Origin of the sequence: Janthinobacterium sp. SUN211, from assembly GCF_030587315.1 — a bacterium.
Classification (GTDB): Bacteria; Pseudomonadota; Gammaproteobacteria; order Burkholderiales; family Burkholderiaceae_D; genus Janthinobacterium; species Janthinobacterium kumbetense.
This window is the reverse complement of record NZ_JAPWIC010000012.1, coordinates 68,316-81,647: the sequence shown is the minus strand read 5'-3', so window position 1 is coordinate 81,647 and position 13,332 is coordinate 68,316. Positions and strand designations below refer to the sequence as shown.

The window sequence follows — 13,332 nt, the reverse complement described above, 5'->3', positions numbered from 1 at the left end:
CTGTTTCCAGACTTGACCGTTTTTAGATAGACTAGACTTTGCAGACCAAACAAATCGACCATGTACTCGGCAAGCCCTACAGCGTGCCGCGCGAACGCAGCCGCTGGCCCTCGCTGGGCCTGGCGCTGGCGATGCACCTTGGCCTGCTGTTTTTCCTGTGGGTGGGCGTACACTGGCAAAATACGGAACCTGTCGCCGTCGAAGCGGAAGTGTGGGACCTGAAAGTGCAGACGGCCGCGCCGCCGCCCGAAGTGGCGACGGAACCGGAGCCGACACCGGCGCCGCCGCCGGAACCGCAAGTGGAACAGCCGGCCCCGCCGCCACCGCCGCCCGTGGCCGCGCCCGAGCCGAAGGTCGACCTGCGCGAGGCGGAAATCGCCCTCGAACGCAAGAAGGCCAAGCTGAAAGAAGAGAAAGCGGCAGCGGAAGAACGCCGCAAGCAGGAATTGAAGGAACGCGAGGAAGAAAAGCGCGAACTGGAAAAACAGAAGCAGAAAGAAAAAGACAAGGCTGAAAAGCTGGAAAAAGAAAAGGCCGACAAGCTGGAGAAAGCCAAGCAAGCCAAAGAGAAAGAAAAAGCGGCGGAAGAAAAAGCCGAGAAAGAACTGTCCGATAAAAAAGCGGCGGCCGAAAAAGCGGCCAAGGCGAAAAAAGCGGCGGAAGAGAAAAAAGCCGCCGACAAGGCGCGTGAGGCGGAAATGCGCCGCATCACGGGCGCTGCAGGTGCAGGCACAACAGGTACGGCCGCGAAAGCGACCGCGCCACGCAAGGACAGCGGCTATGTCGCTGCCCTGACGAGCAAGATCAAGAGCAATATCGCGTACAGCGGTAGCACGGACGTGCCGGGCAACCCGCGCGCCGTGTTCAAGATCGAGCAACTGCCAACTGGGGAAATTATTTCGGTCCGAAAGATTAAAAGTAGCGGCCTGCCGGCGTATGACAGCTCGGTGGAAAACGCCATTAATAAATCGTCGCCACTGCCGAAGAAAAAAGACGGCACCGTGGAACGCGAGATTGAACTCATATTCGAGATGAAGGATTTGCCTAAATGATGACCATGAAAAAAATGAGCTATGTCGTGCTCTGCGCCGGCCTGATGCTGGGAGCCGCCGGCGCCCAGGCGCAGCTGCGCGTGGAGATTACGGGGATCGGCAGCAACCAGATCCCGGTGGCTGTCGCCAGCTTCGTCAATGAATCGGCGGCGCCGCAGTCGCTGTCGGGCATTATCAAGGCCGACCTGGCGCGCAGCGGCGTGTTCAAGCTGATCGACGCCGATGCGCCCGTGTCGGAAACGGCGCCCGTCAGCTACGAGCAGTGGAAATCGCGCGGCGCCGACGCGCTGGCCGCCGGCACCGTGCAAAGCATGGCCGATGGCCGCCTGGACGTGCGCTACAAGCTGTTCGACACCATCAAGGGCGCCCAGATCTCCAGCATGAACAATGCGGCCGCGCCGCAGTTCAACCGCTTGCTGGCGCACAAGATCGCCGACGATATCTATGAAAAGTTGACGGGCGTCAAAGGCGCGTTCGCCACGCGCATCGCCTACGTCACGCAATCGGGCCGCGAATACCGCCTGGAAGTGGCCGACGCCGATGGCGAAGGCATCCAGGTCGCCCTGCGCTCGAACGAGCCTATCATTTCGCCGTCGTGGTCGCCGGACGGCACCAAGGTCGCGTATGTATCGTTTGAAAAGAAAAAGCCCATCGTCTACGTGCAAAACCTGGTGACGCGCCAGCGCACCATCGTGTCGAATGAAAAAGGCAGCAACTCGGCGCCGAGCTGGAGCCCGGACGGCTCGCGCCTGGCCGTGGCCCTGTCGCGCGACGGCCATACCCAGGTCTACACCGTCAATGCCGACGGCAGCGGCTTGCGCCGCGTCAGCACCAGCAGCGGCATCGATACGGAACCCCAATTCTCGGCCGATGGCCAAAGCATTTATTTCACCAGCGATCGCAGCGGCGGACCACAAATCTACCGCATGTCGACCAGCGGTGGCGAAGCCAAGCGCGTGACGTTTGGCGGCTCCTACAACATCAGCCCGCGGATTTCGTCCGACGGGAAGACACTCGCTTATATTTCCCGTCGCGACGGCAATTTCCAGCTCTACGCGCTCGACCTGGCTAGTGGCCAGGAACTGCGCCTGTCGGACACCGCCAACGACGAATCACCGAGCTTTTCGCCCAACGGGAAATATATCATGTACGCGACCGAATCCGGACGACGCAAGTCGCTGGCAGTGGTATCGGTGGATGGCCGCGTCAAACAGCGTTTGACTACGCAAGCTGGCAATATCAAGGAGCCCACCTGGGGTCCTTTTATGAAGTAAATGCTGTACAGTTTCACCTTTAACCATGACCCGGAGAATAAAAATGAGTAACTTTAAAAGTTTGGCTTTCATCGCCGCTACCGCAGCCCTGCTGTCCGCCTGCAGCACCCCAGTCAAAGTAGCAGAGACCCCAGTGGTTGAGCGCGCTCCTGAAAAAGTCGTCGCTCCAGTTGACACCCGTCAAGTTCAGCCAGTAACGACCGCATCGGTCGATCCACTGGACGATCCAAAAGGCGTGCTGGCTAACCGCAGCATCTACTTCGACTTCGACAAATACGTCGTGCGCGAAGCGGACACCCCAGTTGTGCAAAACCACGCTGGCTACCTGGTGAAAACGCCTAGCCGCAAGATCCTGATCCAAGGTAACACCGATGAACGCGGTGGCGCTGAGTACAACCTGGCCCTGGGCCAGAAACGTGCTGAAGCCGTGCGCAAGTCGATGGCAGCCCTGGGCGTGCCAGAAGGCCAAATGGAAGCCGTGTCGCTGGGCAAAGAAAAGCCTAAAGCTCAAGGCAGCAACGAAGCAGCATGGGCAGAAAACCGCCGCGCTGACATCGTTTATTGATGTTCAGGGGTGAGCGCGGCAGCATTGACGCTTACCTAACTGGCCAGTCATAGGCATAATAATGGGGCGCAGCGCGGTGATTCACCGCCCGGCGCCCCGTTTGCATGTTTGCGTAACTTTTGAAAGCCCGACTCATGATGACATTCTCGAAAGCCGGCGTCGCCGCCGCCTTGATGGCCGCGTTTGCCTACCTGCCCCTGCACGCCAACGCCGCCCTGTTCGATGACGACGAAGCACGCAAGGCCATCCTCGAGCTGCGCGCCAAGGTCGACGCCATGGCGCGCGACCTGAACAGCCGCATCGACGCCAAGGCGGACAAGACCAGCACCTTGAGCCTGCTCAACCAGCACGACCAGACCATGCAGGAGATCGCCCGCCTGCGCGGCCAGATCGAAGTGCTGGGCAACGACCTAGCAAACACGCAAAAGCGCCAGAAGGATTTCTACACCGATATCGACGCGCGCCTGCGCAAGCTCGAACCGCGCCAGGTCACCATCGACGGCCAGGAAGCGGCCGTGGGCGTGTCCGAGCAAAGCGCGTACGAATCCGCGTTCGGCCTGTTCAAGTCGGGCGATTACAAGGGCGCCGTGACGGCCCTGGACGGCTTCGTGAAACGCTATCCGGAATCGGCCTATGCGGCCAACGCGCAATACTGGCTGGGCAACGCCTATTACGCCCAGCGCGACTGCAAGAGCGCCATCACGGCCCAGCAGGCCGTGCTGAAACACTACCCGGACAGCCCGAAAGCGCCCGACGCCATGCTCAACATCGCCAGCTGCTACACGGAGCTGAAAGACAAGCCGAACGCGACCAAGACGCTGAACGCCCTGATCTCGCGCTACCCGGACTCCAGTGCGGCCCAGGCGGCCAAGGAACGGGGCGGCAAAAAGTAAAAGCGGGGAAAAAGTTGCCCGTTAGGTTTGACAGAATCCCGGGCACCCCCTATAATCTTTCTTCTTCGGGTCGTTAGCTCAGCTGGTAGAGCAGCGGACTTTTAATCCGTTGGTCGCAGGTTCGAATCCCGCACGGCCTACCACGAATACGCAGTACTGATCTGCTTGCGAGTTGTTATAGCAAGCATTTTTTTACGGCACAGTGTTACCGAAGTTGTTGTAAAAAGTTTTTGGGTCGTTAGCTCAGCTGGTAGAGCAGCGGACTTTTAATCCGTTGGTCGCAGGTTCGAATCCCGCACGGCCTACCAAATACTATGAAGAAGCCAACCGTTCGCGGTTGGCTTTTTTGTTATGGGCCCGCCTTGCCCCCCCCCAAGTAGCTTACTCATTCGAGAGGCTTGATGGCCCGCTGCTCCCCATATCAATGGGAATGAAATTTACTGCATTTGTCGATCTGCACATCTCTGAGGCGATGAGCTAGCTATCAAAGATAGAATGACCACCTTCTCTTTTGTGTCAATTAAATCGCTGCAAGTGAAAAATATAGACTTCTAGCAAATCCATAAGTATCCTATCCAGAAATCTATTTTCCCATATGCCCAATGACTGACATCGAATTCCTGCTGTGTGGCACTAACGCCGAAAGCGGAATAGCAAAAAAGGCTTTAGATCAGCTTTCAGCTTCGATCAAGAGCTTCTCAACCCGCTCACTATCGCTATTGAATGACGGCCCGCAGGCTGACGTGATTTCGCTAGGTCCGTTTTGCGCTCGCGTGTTATTAGAAAACTCTTGTGCTGCATTGGTGGGCAGACTCGATCCATTTCGAATGCTGTATCTAGCCGAATTCCAGAATCAAGTTGAGTATGAACCTGGGAAACGCGCCAAGTCAGCATTCTCCTGGACAGGCGATGTTCTACCCGTGGAGGAAAAGAATCAAGTCTTATGGCACCTTGACTTTGATGTCCCAAAAATTAGTCGAGCTTTGTTCTCGAAGCATATGGATCACATCTATTGGAAGCTTGCCGTGGAAAACATGTTGGACTATGTTTCAACCTTACCAAATAACCCACTCTTTTCGGAAATCTACGGCCTAGACTCCGAAACTTATCTTCGGGAAACTGGGGGGCGAAGTAGTCAACTTTACTCGATGCTATCCAAAGGCGTACATTGGGAGTTTTTTAGTAGCGCACTACTTTTTGATGAGGAGACCGTTAAAAATGCTATCAGAGACACATGTGCATTAGTAGCACACCTAGGTTTAATATCCCATTTCATACCCACTTCTTATGCCAAATTGGCACCTGAAGTTGCGGCTCAAAAATACTTAAGTTTCAGAGGGCTTTTCTCGTGAATGGCAACAATAATTTTGATGATGACGCAGGCTTAATTTTAGCTGCTGAGGAATGCCCTCCAGAAAAATTTGAGGAATATCACAAATTTTCGAAATATGATGAGGTCATCATCCGAAAGCTATGCGCACATGGCCCTGTTCTCATACGTGGTGGACGTGGGAGTGGAAAAAGTGCATTGCTAATCGAATCCTATCGAAGGATGAAAAAAATTGACGGAATATTTCCAGTTTATGTAAGCTTAAGATATTTACCGCTATTGCAATCAGATGGCTTGGAATATATCACTCATTTCTGCAGCGTTCTTTCAAATTCCATACAACGTGAGATTTCCGAACTAGATTTAGACTACACCTTCACTTTTGCAACAGATCAACTCTCGTTGCAGCTGGAACTATTGAATTTGGCGCAGACCGTTGGCGTTCGTATTGTTCTTCTTTTCGATGATGCCGCACATATTGGCCGCGAAAAGCCTCTAGAGGTATTTTTTGATCTATTTAGAACCTTATCTAGTAGCCTTATATCGTGCAAAGCCTCTATATATCCAGGGGTTACAAAATTTGGCATAAGATTCGATGTATTCAATGACTCAACGGTTGTTGACATCAGTCGATCGGATGTCCTATCAGCTCCCGACTTCTTCCCTGATGTAGTTCGGGCACGCTACCCATCCCTTGCAGAAAAACAAACATTTTCTGACAGACTTTCACCATCTAACTTTGCGAATCTTCTAGGAAGAGCAGTCGTTGGTAATTTACGTGGATTTATTCTAGCCTGCAATCGTTTTGATGGTTTAGAAAAAGTGGGGATACCTGAAGTTAATAAGTGTATGCTAGATATGGCGTCCGACTATTTCTGGCCGCTAATGGATGAGGTAGCGCCAAAACTCGGCGTATATGAACCTTTAATTGAGCCTGCAAGAGAAATTATAGAAGCCATAGTGGAACATGCCACAAAACCTGTTCGTGATCGAACCAGAAGTATTGCACAAGATAAAGTGCTTGTTCATCGTCAGCTAGTAAGTCAGTACACAAAAATATTTGAGATACTCGAGTATCTCGGCTTTGTCGCTCGCCGGGAAGCCTCTCGCGCTCTCAAATCTGGAGGGCGAGGTCCTATTTTTGCTATAAATTTATGCAATTTATTGGATTCTATTCCATCAAAGCGACTTACTTTCGAAATGGTAGACGAATGGCTGAGCGGAAATAGTGAGCCTTCAGATATTCACATTTCTGGCTCCATTTTCCACGATATAGTTCTTCCTACTTTACCTCAAGAACATGGACTTGCAATTTTAGAGAAGCCAATTGATATGTTAGGTAGGTCCGCTGCTTATCCATATGGCTTTACTCCTTACTTAATTGAAACTCTGCATGCAGGGGGAATTGAAACTGTAGGGCAACTCGCTAATAGTTCAGATCAACAACTCGACGACATTGACAATATTGGTTTGGCAAAAATTAAAATTATCAGGGAGACAGTATACCAAGCGATTTGGATGTGAAATAATTTTGCAATCTGTAGATTTGTAATACGCGCGCAGCCATGCTCTGCTCCGTTAACGGTTCTAACTACAACTGACCGTGCCTCGGGAAAAATCACGTATTAGAAGTCCGTACAAATTACTTGTAAGACGGGGCGGGAGATATCTCAGCCCGAAAGCTGTCTTAGCGGACTCCTAATCCGTTGGTCGCAGGTTCGAATCCCTCACGGCCTACCAAATACTATGAAGAAGCCAACCGCTCCCGGTTGGCTTTTTTGTTACGCGCGGCCACTTCTGCCGCGCATCAACAGCGAGCAGCGTGGTGCCGCCATCTAGGCCGAAACCGCCCGCACGCCAGCCTTGCCCATCCACTGCTGCACCACCCGCCCCAGCGGCACCTCCACCCAGCGGTAAAACGCAGCACCGGCCGCCAGGCTGGCGCCCCAGGCCGTCAGCATGCCCAGCGCCTGCCACCCAGGCTCAAGCGGGACATAGCTGATAAACAGCGCATTGACCAGCAGGCTGACGGGAAAGTGGACGAGAAACACGGCATACGAAATGCGTCCGAGGGCGTTGATGACATTCCAGGCGCCGCCCTGGGAGGGCGTGCGGGCGCGGCCGAACAGGAACAGGGCGCAGGCGACGATCAGGGCCAGGGCGATGCGGCTGCGGTAGTCGACGGCCAGGGCCAGCAGGACGGGCACGGCGGCCATGGCCATGAGCGCGGTCATGGCGCCGGGTTTGCGGGCCGGATCGCTGGCCCACCAGGCCAGCATGCCGAGACCGTAGCTGCCGAAGAAATACGGCGCCCAATTGTCCCAGCCCGCGTCGAGATTGAAATACAGCAAGGAAAAAGTGATGCCCGCAGTGACGGCCAGCGGCATCAGCCAATGCCCGCGCCGCTGGCCCGCCAGGCGGCCGCCCAGCCACAGCAACGCTACCGTCAGCAAGTACAGCTGGAAATCGATGGCCACGTACCAGGCGCCGGCCGACAGCGACTCATAGCCGAGCACGCCGTGCAGCAGCAAGGCATGGGCGCTCAGCTGGCCCAGGGTGACAGCGGCCGACATGGAATCGTGCAGCATCCAGATGCCGGCCACGGGCGTGACGATGGCCGCGAGCAAGGTGGCGGCCAGGAAAGGCGGCGCCAGCTTGGCGTAGCGGCGCCAGATCGCCTGCAGCGGCGCGGCAATGCCGGGGCGGCCGGCGGGCGACAGGGATTTGGCGACGAGAAAGCCGCCGATGACGAGAAACACTTGCACGGCGATGCGCGCGCTGCCGCCCAGCCAGCCTAGCAGCTCGGGCAACAGGGGTTGCACGTAGTCGGACATGGGGCCGTAAAACGCCAGGTGATGCAACACGATCAACTGCGCCGCGCCCGCCTTCAAACCATTGATCCAGCCAAACTGCGGACGATGTGCCAGGTCCGCCTGTGATACCACTGCTGCTGCCGTCATTCCCATCCCTTGCCATGCCAGGCAGTCTCGCCAGCCCATCGCGCAACAGGCGCGCGGCTGAGGATTTACCGAAAGGCCGATATCATAGCCGAGCCTGAAAAATGGCGGGGCACGGCAGGCGGCTAAACTGTCGGCTTTTCCGCCTGCGGCGGCTCGGGCACCAAGGGCTGCTGCGCCAGAATCGCGTCCAGCAAGCCGGGGAAGCGGCTCTCGATATCGGCGCGGCGCAAGGTGTTCATGTGCGTCGTGCCCGCGTTTTCCGTGTAGACGAGGCCCGCTTCGCGCAAGACCTTGAAATGGTGGGAAACGGTCGATTTCGGCCGTCCGCCGTCGAGGTCGCCGCAAGCGGCCGCATCGACTCTGGCCAGGTGGCGCACGATGTCGAGGCGAATGGAATCGCTCAAGGCGTACAGCACGCGCTCGAGGACGAATTCGCTGGCGGGGGGATGTTTGTGTGGACGCATGAGCAGAATCATACAGCATGCGCTATACTAATTCCATTCTTCGAATATTTACGAACTACCGAATCAGCATTCACTGACATTTCCACCAACAAACACAAAGGCCACCATGTCCGCCCTCTTCCAGCCCTACACCCTCAAAGGCATCACCCTGCGCAACCGCATCGCCGTGCCGCCCATGTGCCAGTACATGGCCGTCGATGGCCAGGCCAACGACTGGCATCTGTCGCATTATGCAGGCATGGCGCGCGGCGGCGCGGGCCTGGTGATCGTCGAAGCGACGGCCGTGGCGCCGGAAGGCCGCATCACGCCAGGCTGCACGGGCATCTGGAACGATGACCTGGCGCAAGCGTTCGTGCCCGTCGTGAAAGCCATCAAGGCGGCCGGCTCCGTTCCCGGCATCCAGATCGCCCACGCGGGCCGCAAGGCCAGCGCCAACCGCCCCTGGGAAGGCGACGACCATATTGCCGAAGGAGACGCGCGCGGCTGGCAAACCATCGCCCCGTCCGCTATCGCCTTTGGCGGCGGCCTGCCGAAAGTGCCGCGCGCCATGGACCTCGACGATATTGCCCGAGTGAAACAGAACTTCGTCGACGCGGCCGTGCGCGCCCGCGAAGTGGGCTTCGAATGGCTGGAGCTGCACTTCGCCCACGGCTACCTGGCGCAAAGCTTCTTTTCCGCCCACTCGAACCAGCGCGACGATATCTATGGCGGCAGCCTGGAAAACCGCAGCCGCTTCCTGCTGGAAACATTGAAAGCCGTGCGTGAAGTGTGGCCCGAGCACCTGCCGCTGACCATCCGCTTCGGCGTGCTGGAATTCGACGGCCGCGACGAGCAAACCCTGCTCGAATCGATAGCCCTCGTGCGCCAGTTCAAGGATGCCGGCATGGATATGATCAGTGTCAGCATGGGCTTCACGATTCCCGACGTGGCGATTCCGTGGGGCCCGGCCTTCATGGGCCCGATCGCCGAGCGAGTCCGCCGCGAAGCGGGCGTGCCCGTCTCGTCCGCCTGGGGCTTCGGCACGCCGGCCATCGCCGAGCGCGTCGTCAAGGAAGGGCAGCTGGACGTGGTGATGGTCGGCAAGGCGCACCTGGCCAACCCGCACTGGGCATATTTTGCCGCCAAGGAACTCGGCGTGGAACGCGCCTCGTGGACCCTGCCGGCGCCGTACGCGCACTGGCTGGAACGCTACTGATCATCCCTGACCGTCGCCGGATGCCCCTCCAGGGGCAGTTCCGGCAGGAACAGCAGGAAGACCAGTCCCACCAGCAGCAGCACGGCGCCGGCGCCAAACACGCTGGCGATCGCATGCCGGTACACCTCCACCGTCTGCACTGCCGCCTGCGCACCCAGCGCCGAGACGGCTTCCACGCCATGCTGGTGCAGCTGGCGCGCAAGGATGGCGCCGGACGCCGTCACGCCCAGCAAGCCGCCCAGCGAGCGGAAAAAGGCCAGCATGGCCGTGCCCACGCCGCGGCGCGCCAGCGGCAAGGCATTTTGCACGGCGATCGTCATGTTCGGCATCACCAGCCCCAGCCCCGTGCCCAGGAAGAAGATGGCCGGCTCGATGATCCAGTAACCGCGCGACGTTTCCATGGCCCAGGCCAGCACGGCAAACGACACGACCGCCAAGGCCAGACCCGCCACCTGCACCATCTTGTACTTGCCCGAACGCGACAGCACCCGGCCATTGAACATCGACGACGCCACCAGCCCCACCATCATCGCCACCGTCATCACGCCCGATTCGGCGGGACTGGTACCCATCACCAGCTGGAAGAACAGGGGAAAGAAGACGCTGGCGCCCATCAGGCCCATGAACGTCATGGCCATCACCAGGCTGGCGATATTGAAGGTGCGGTTCTCGAACAGGTCGGGCGGCAGCACGGGTTCATCCACCCGTCCCACGTGGAAGGCCAGCCAGATCCCCAGTAGCACGGCCACGCCGCCGCACACCTTGATCGCCAGCGCATCCCATGGCCACTCGGTGCCGCCCAATGCCAGCACCAGCAGCGCCGCCGTGACGGCGCCCGTCAGCAAGGCGGAGCCAAGATAGTCGATCTTGTGCGCATGCGCGGGCGCGGGTTTGCGCATGGCGCGCGCGATGATGACGAAGGCGGCGGCTCCGACGGGCAGGTTGACAAAGAAAATCCAGTGCCACGACAAGGCGTCCGTGATCACGCCGCCCAGCACGGGGCCCAGCACGCTGGTGACGGCAAACACGATGGGCACCATGCCTTGCCGCTTGCCCCGCTCGGCGGGCGGCACGATGTCGCCGATGATGATCTGCGCCAGCGGCATGAAGCCGCCCGCGCCCAGGCCCTGGATGGCGCGGAAGATGATCAGTTCCGTCATGTTCTGCGCCAGTCCGCACAGCACGGAACCGAGCAGGAAAGTCAGCAAGGCCGTGAAGATCATGGGGCGGCGGCCGTACTGGTCGGCCAGCTTGCCGTACAGGGGCATGGTGGCCGTCGAGGCCAGCACATACGCCGTCACCACCCACGACAGGTGCGCCATGCCGCCCAGGTCATCGACGATGCGCGGCAAGGCCGTCGCGACGATGCTCTGGTCCAGCGCGCCCAGGCCCAGCACGGCCATCAGGCCCAGGTAGGTGGCGCGCACTTCGCGCTCCGTCAACGGCGCCTCTGCGCCTGCGGGTATGCCGAGGCCGTTCATGCCTGGCCTATCTCGAGCAGCGGCTGCATGGCGGCGGCCAGCGCATCGACCTGCTGCGGCGTCAGGCGGGCGATGCGCCGCGCCAGCGCATCGCGGCGGCGCGCGCGCAGGGTCTCGAGGATGGCCAGGCCATGCGCGGACACGTGCAGGCCGGAACGGCGCCGGTCCTGCGGATCGGGCGCGCTGCGCTCGACGAGACCCGCCTCTTCGAGCGACTTGACCTGCGCGCTGACGGTCGGCCCGCGCACGTTCTGCAGGCGCGCCAGCGCGGCCACGCCGATGCCGGGCTGCTCGTGGATCAGCACCAGCAGCATGTACTGCATCATCGACACGCCGCCTTCCAGCTCGCCCCCTTCGCGCTGCATCGAGCGCAGCAGGCGCTTGAACGCCGTGCGCAATTCATCGGACAGCGCCAGCGCGCGTTCGGGGATGGGAAGTTCTTCGGTAGTGGACATGGAAATATATAAGTAGGTAGGCTATCTACCTATATTAGACCGTGCATGAGGGCCATGCAAGGCTTTTTTCCGCCCACACGCCACCCAGCCCTTCCCAAAACCGCCGTTGGCCGTCATAATAGCCGCCCTTGGGTCGTTAGCTCAGCTGGTAGAGCAGCGGACTTTTAATCCGTTGGTCGCAGGTTCGAATCCCGCACGGCCTACCAAGATTCAGCCGTCAGCATGGCAAGCATGTTGATACGGCACAGCGTTACCGTAGTTCAGTAGTCAAAGTTTTTGGGTCGTTAGCTCAGCTGGTAGAGCAGCGGACTTTTAATCCGTTGGTCGCAGGTTCGAATCCCGCACGGCCTACCAAATACTTCAGAGAAGCCCACGAATTCCGGTTCGTGGGCTTTTTTGTTTTACAGTCCCCCTCCCCCAATTCGATACCTTTAGGATCGAGTCTACTGAATAAAACCACGATTATCTTTCCCCAGTTCATAAATACAATGGACGGCATGGCGGCACAGGCAATGCCTGCGCCCGCATCACCGCATCGTATTTGACCGAAAGGACTGGCCATGAAAAAACTCTTCACTCCGTATGACCTCGCAGGACTGACCCTGCCCAACCGCATCGTCATGGCGCCCATGACGCGCTCGCGCGCCAGGGATGGCGTGCCCGATGAACAAACGGCGCTGTACTACGCCCAGCGCGCGTCGGCTGGCCTGATCATCAGCGAAGGCATCCCCGTCAGCCGCGAAGGCACGGGCTTTCTGTTCGTGCCCGGCCTGTACACGGATGCCCAGGAAGCCGGCTGGCGCCAGGTGTGCGACGCCGTGCACGCACGGGGCGGGCGCATCTTCGCCCAGCTGTGGCATGTGGGCCGCCTGTCGCATACGTCGCTGCAAGCCGGTGGCGCGGCGCCCGTGTCGTCCGTTGCGCGCCGCGCGGACAACTCGCCCGCGTTTGCCTGGGCGTCGCCTGGCGTGGCTGGACAAGTCCCCGCCAGCGCGCCGCGCGCCCTGGACGCCGCCGACATCCCCCGCATCGTCAACGATTTCGTGCTGGCCGCACGGCGCGCCATGGCCGCCGGTTTCGATGGCATCGAACTGCACGGCGCGAACGGCTATCTGTTCGAACAATTCATCAACGGCGCCCTCAACACGCGCGACGACGCGTATGGCGGCACGCTTTCCAAGCGCCTGCGTTTGATCCTCGACACCATCGACGCCCTGAGTGCGGAAGTGGGCGCGCAGCGCGTCGGCGTGCGCATCTCGCCATTCGGCCGCCTGTACGACATGCAGCCGTTCGACGACGAGGCGGCCACCTGGCTGGCCCTGGCCGAAGCCTTGAATGCCCGAGGCCTCGCCTACGTGCACACGAGCGACCAGCTGACCCTGGGGCAAACACCGATTCCCGCCGGCTTCGCGGCCGAATTTCGCCGCACCTACCGCGGCACCCTGATCTCGGCGGGCGGCTTCGACGGCGACAGCGCGGAAGCGGCATTGCAGGAGGGCCGCATCGACCTGGCCGCCTTCGGCCGCCCGTTCATCGCCAACCCCGACCTGGTCGAGCGCCTGCGCCACGGCTGGCCGCTGGCGCAGGCCGAACGCGCCACTTTCTACGGCCCGCACGGCGCGAACGGCTATACGGACTACCCCGCCTTTGCGGCGCAATAAAT

12 protein-coding genes and 4 tRNA genes are annotated in these 13,332 nt (G+C 59.2%); 12 read left to right on the top strand and 4 right to left on the bottom strand.

From position 1 onward, the window contains the following. The first annotated feature begins 38 nt into the window (after window positions 1-38). The 8 genes from tolA (at window position 39) to O3301_RS27975 (ending at window position 6,638) form a co-directional block, all read left to right on the top strand. Window positions 39-1,052, top strand: coding sequence for a cell envelope integrity protein TolA (gene tolA, locus O3301_RS28010; RefSeq protein WP_289912157.1), 1,014 nt, complete (start codon window positions 39-41; stop codon window positions 1,050-1,052). 5 nt (window positions 1,053-1,057) lie between these two features. Beyond that, window positions 1,058-2,326 carry a Tol-Pal system beta propeller repeat protein TolB gene (gene tolB / locus O3301_RS28005; protein ID WP_369812252.1) on the top strand — a complete coding sequence of 423 codons (1,269 nt, stop codon included), beginning with the start codon at window positions 1,058-1,060 and terminating at the stop codon, window positions 2,324-2,326. Window positions 2,327-2,369: 43 nt separating this feature from the next. Next, window positions 2,370-2,891, top strand: coding sequence for a peptidoglycan-associated lipoprotein Pal (gene pal / locus O3301_RS28000; RefSeq protein ID WP_034786578.1), 522 nt, complete (start codon window positions 2,370-2,372; stop codon window positions 2,889-2,891). A 134-nt stretch (window positions 2,892-3,025) separates the two neighbouring features. Then, window positions 3,026-3,784 (top strand): tol-pal system protein YbgF, encoded by a 759-nt coding sequence (gene ybgF / locus O3301_RS27995; RefSeq protein WP_099664974.1) that lies wholly within the window; start codon window positions 3,026-3,028, stop codon window positions 3,782-3,784. Between the two features lie 67 nt (window positions 3,785-3,851). Next, window positions 3,852-3,927 (top strand) — tRNA-Lys (locus O3301_RS27990). An 89-nt stretch (window positions 3,928-4,016) separates the two neighbouring features. Beyond that, a tRNA-Lys gene (locus O3301_RS27985) sits at window positions 4,017-4,092 on the top strand. A 294-nt stretch (window positions 4,093-4,386) separates the two neighbouring features. Continuing rightward, window positions 4,387-5,136 carry a hypothetical protein gene (locus O3301_RS27980; RefSeq protein WP_305058087.1) on the top strand — a complete coding sequence of 250 codons (750 nt, stop codon included), beginning with the start codon at window positions 4,387-4,389 and terminating at the stop codon, window positions 5,134-5,136. After that, window positions 5,133-6,638, top strand: a complete 1,506-nt coding sequence (locus O3301_RS27975) for a hypothetical protein (protein WP_305058086.1) — start codon at window positions 5,133-5,135, stop codon at window positions 6,636-6,638. Before O3301_RS27980 ends, O3301_RS27975 begins: the two co-directional genes overlap by 4 nt. A gap of 311 nt (window positions 6,639-6,949) precedes the next feature. Here the strand turns inward: O3301_RS27975 and O3301_RS27970 are convergent, their stop codons facing one another. Together O3301_RS27970 and O3301_RS27965 are read right to left on the bottom strand one after the other, a co-directional pair. Continuing rightward, window positions 6,950-8,074, bottom strand: a complete 1,125-nt coding sequence (locus tag O3301_RS27970) for an acyltransferase (protein WP_305058085.1) — start codon at window positions 8,072-8,074, stop codon at window positions 6,950-6,952. A 122-nt stretch (window positions 8,075-8,196) separates the two neighbouring features. Then, on the bottom strand, window positions 8,197-8,538 hold the full coding sequence (locus O3301_RS27965) for a helix-turn-helix transcriptional regulator (RefSeq protein WP_289907442.1): 342 nt from the start codon (window positions 8,536-8,538) through the stop codon (window positions 8,197-8,199). Window positions 8,539-8,644: 106 nt separating this feature from the next. Between O3301_RS27965 and O3301_RS27960 the strand changes: the two genes are divergently transcribed. Continuing rightward, window positions 8,645-9,733: an NADH:flavin oxidoreductase/NADH oxidase gene (locus O3301_RS27960; RefSeq protein ID WP_305058084.1), complete on the top strand. Its 1,089-nt coding sequence runs from the start codon at window positions 8,645-8,647 to the stop codon at window positions 9,731-9,733. Here the strand turns inward: O3301_RS27960 and O3301_RS27955 are convergent. Both O3301_RS27955 and O3301_RS27950 read right to left on the bottom strand, forming a co-directional pair. Further along, window positions 9,727-11,214, bottom strand: a complete 1,488-nt coding sequence (locus O3301_RS27955) for an MDR family MFS transporter (protein WP_305058083.1) — start codon at window positions 11,212-11,214, stop codon at window positions 9,727-9,729. The genes O3301_RS27960 and O3301_RS27955 overlap by 7 nt on opposite strands. Continuing rightward, window positions 11,211-11,669 (bottom strand): MarR family winged helix-turn-helix transcriptional regulator, encoded by a 459-nt coding sequence (locus O3301_RS27950; RefSeq protein ID WP_305058082.1) that lies wholly within the window; start codon window positions 11,667-11,669, stop codon window positions 11,211-11,213. The genes O3301_RS27955 and O3301_RS27950 overlap by 4 nt, the downstream gene beginning before the upstream one ends. A 130-nt stretch (window positions 11,670-11,799) precedes the next feature. Between O3301_RS27950 and O3301_RS27945 the strand changes: the two genes are divergently transcribed. The 3 genes from O3301_RS27945 to O3301_RS27935 all read left to right on the top strand — a co-directional run bounded on the left by O3301_RS27945 (window position 11,800) and on the right by O3301_RS27935 (window position 13,330). After that, window positions 11,800-11,875, top strand: a tRNA-Lys gene (locus O3301_RS27945). A 72-nt stretch (window positions 11,876-11,947) separates the two neighbouring features. Continuing rightward, window positions 11,948-12,023, top strand: a tRNA-Lys gene (locus tag O3301_RS27940). A gap of 206 nt (window positions 12,024-12,229) precedes the next feature. Next, window positions 12,230-13,330, top strand: coding sequence for an alkene reductase (locus tag O3301_RS27935; protein WP_305058081.1), 1,101 nt, complete (start codon window positions 12,230-12,232; stop codon window positions 13,328-13,330). Window positions 13,331-13,332 lie beyond the last annotated feature (2 nt).

Excerpts from the sequence above, each read along its gene's own strand:
- tolB (WP_369812252.1), top strand. The coding sequence starts at position 1,058 with ATGAAAAAAATGAGCTATGTCGTGCTCTGCGCCGGCCTGATGCTGGGA.
- pal (WP_034786578.1), top strand. The coding sequence starts at position 2,370 with ATGAGTAACTTTAAAAGTTTGGCTTTCATCGCCGCTACCGCAGCCCTG.
- ybgF (WP_099664974.1), top strand. The coding sequence starts at position 3,026 with ATGATGACATTCTCGAAAGCCGGCGTCGCCGCCGCCTTGATGGCCGCG.
- O3301_RS27980 (WP_305058087.1), top strand. The coding sequence starts at position 4,387 with ATGACTGACATCGAATTCCTGCTGTGTGGCACTAACGCCGAAAGCGGA.
- O3301_RS27970 (WP_305058085.1), bottom strand. The coding sequence starts at position 8,074 with ATGACGGCAGCAGCAGTGGTATCACAGGCGGACCTGGCACATCGTCCG.
- O3301_RS27965 (WP_289907442.1), bottom strand. The coding sequence starts at position 8,538 with ATGCGTCCACACAAACATCCCCCCGCCAGCGAATTCGTCCTCGAGCGC.
- O3301_RS27960 (WP_305058084.1), top strand. The coding sequence starts at position 8,645 with ATGTCCGCCCTCTTCCAGCCCTACACCCTCAAAGGCATCACCCTGCGC.
- O3301_RS27955 (WP_305058083.1), bottom strand. The coding sequence starts at position 11,214 with ATGAACGGCCTCGGCATACCCGCAGGCGCAGAGGCGCCGTTGACGGAG.
- O3301_RS27950 (WP_305058082.1), bottom strand. The coding sequence starts at position 11,669 with ATGTCCACTACCGAAGAACTTCCCATCCCCGAACGCGCGCTGGCGCTG.
- O3301_RS27935 (WP_305058081.1), top strand. The coding sequence starts at position 12,230 with ATGAAAAAACTCTTCACTCCGTATGACCTCGCAGGACTGACCCTGCCC.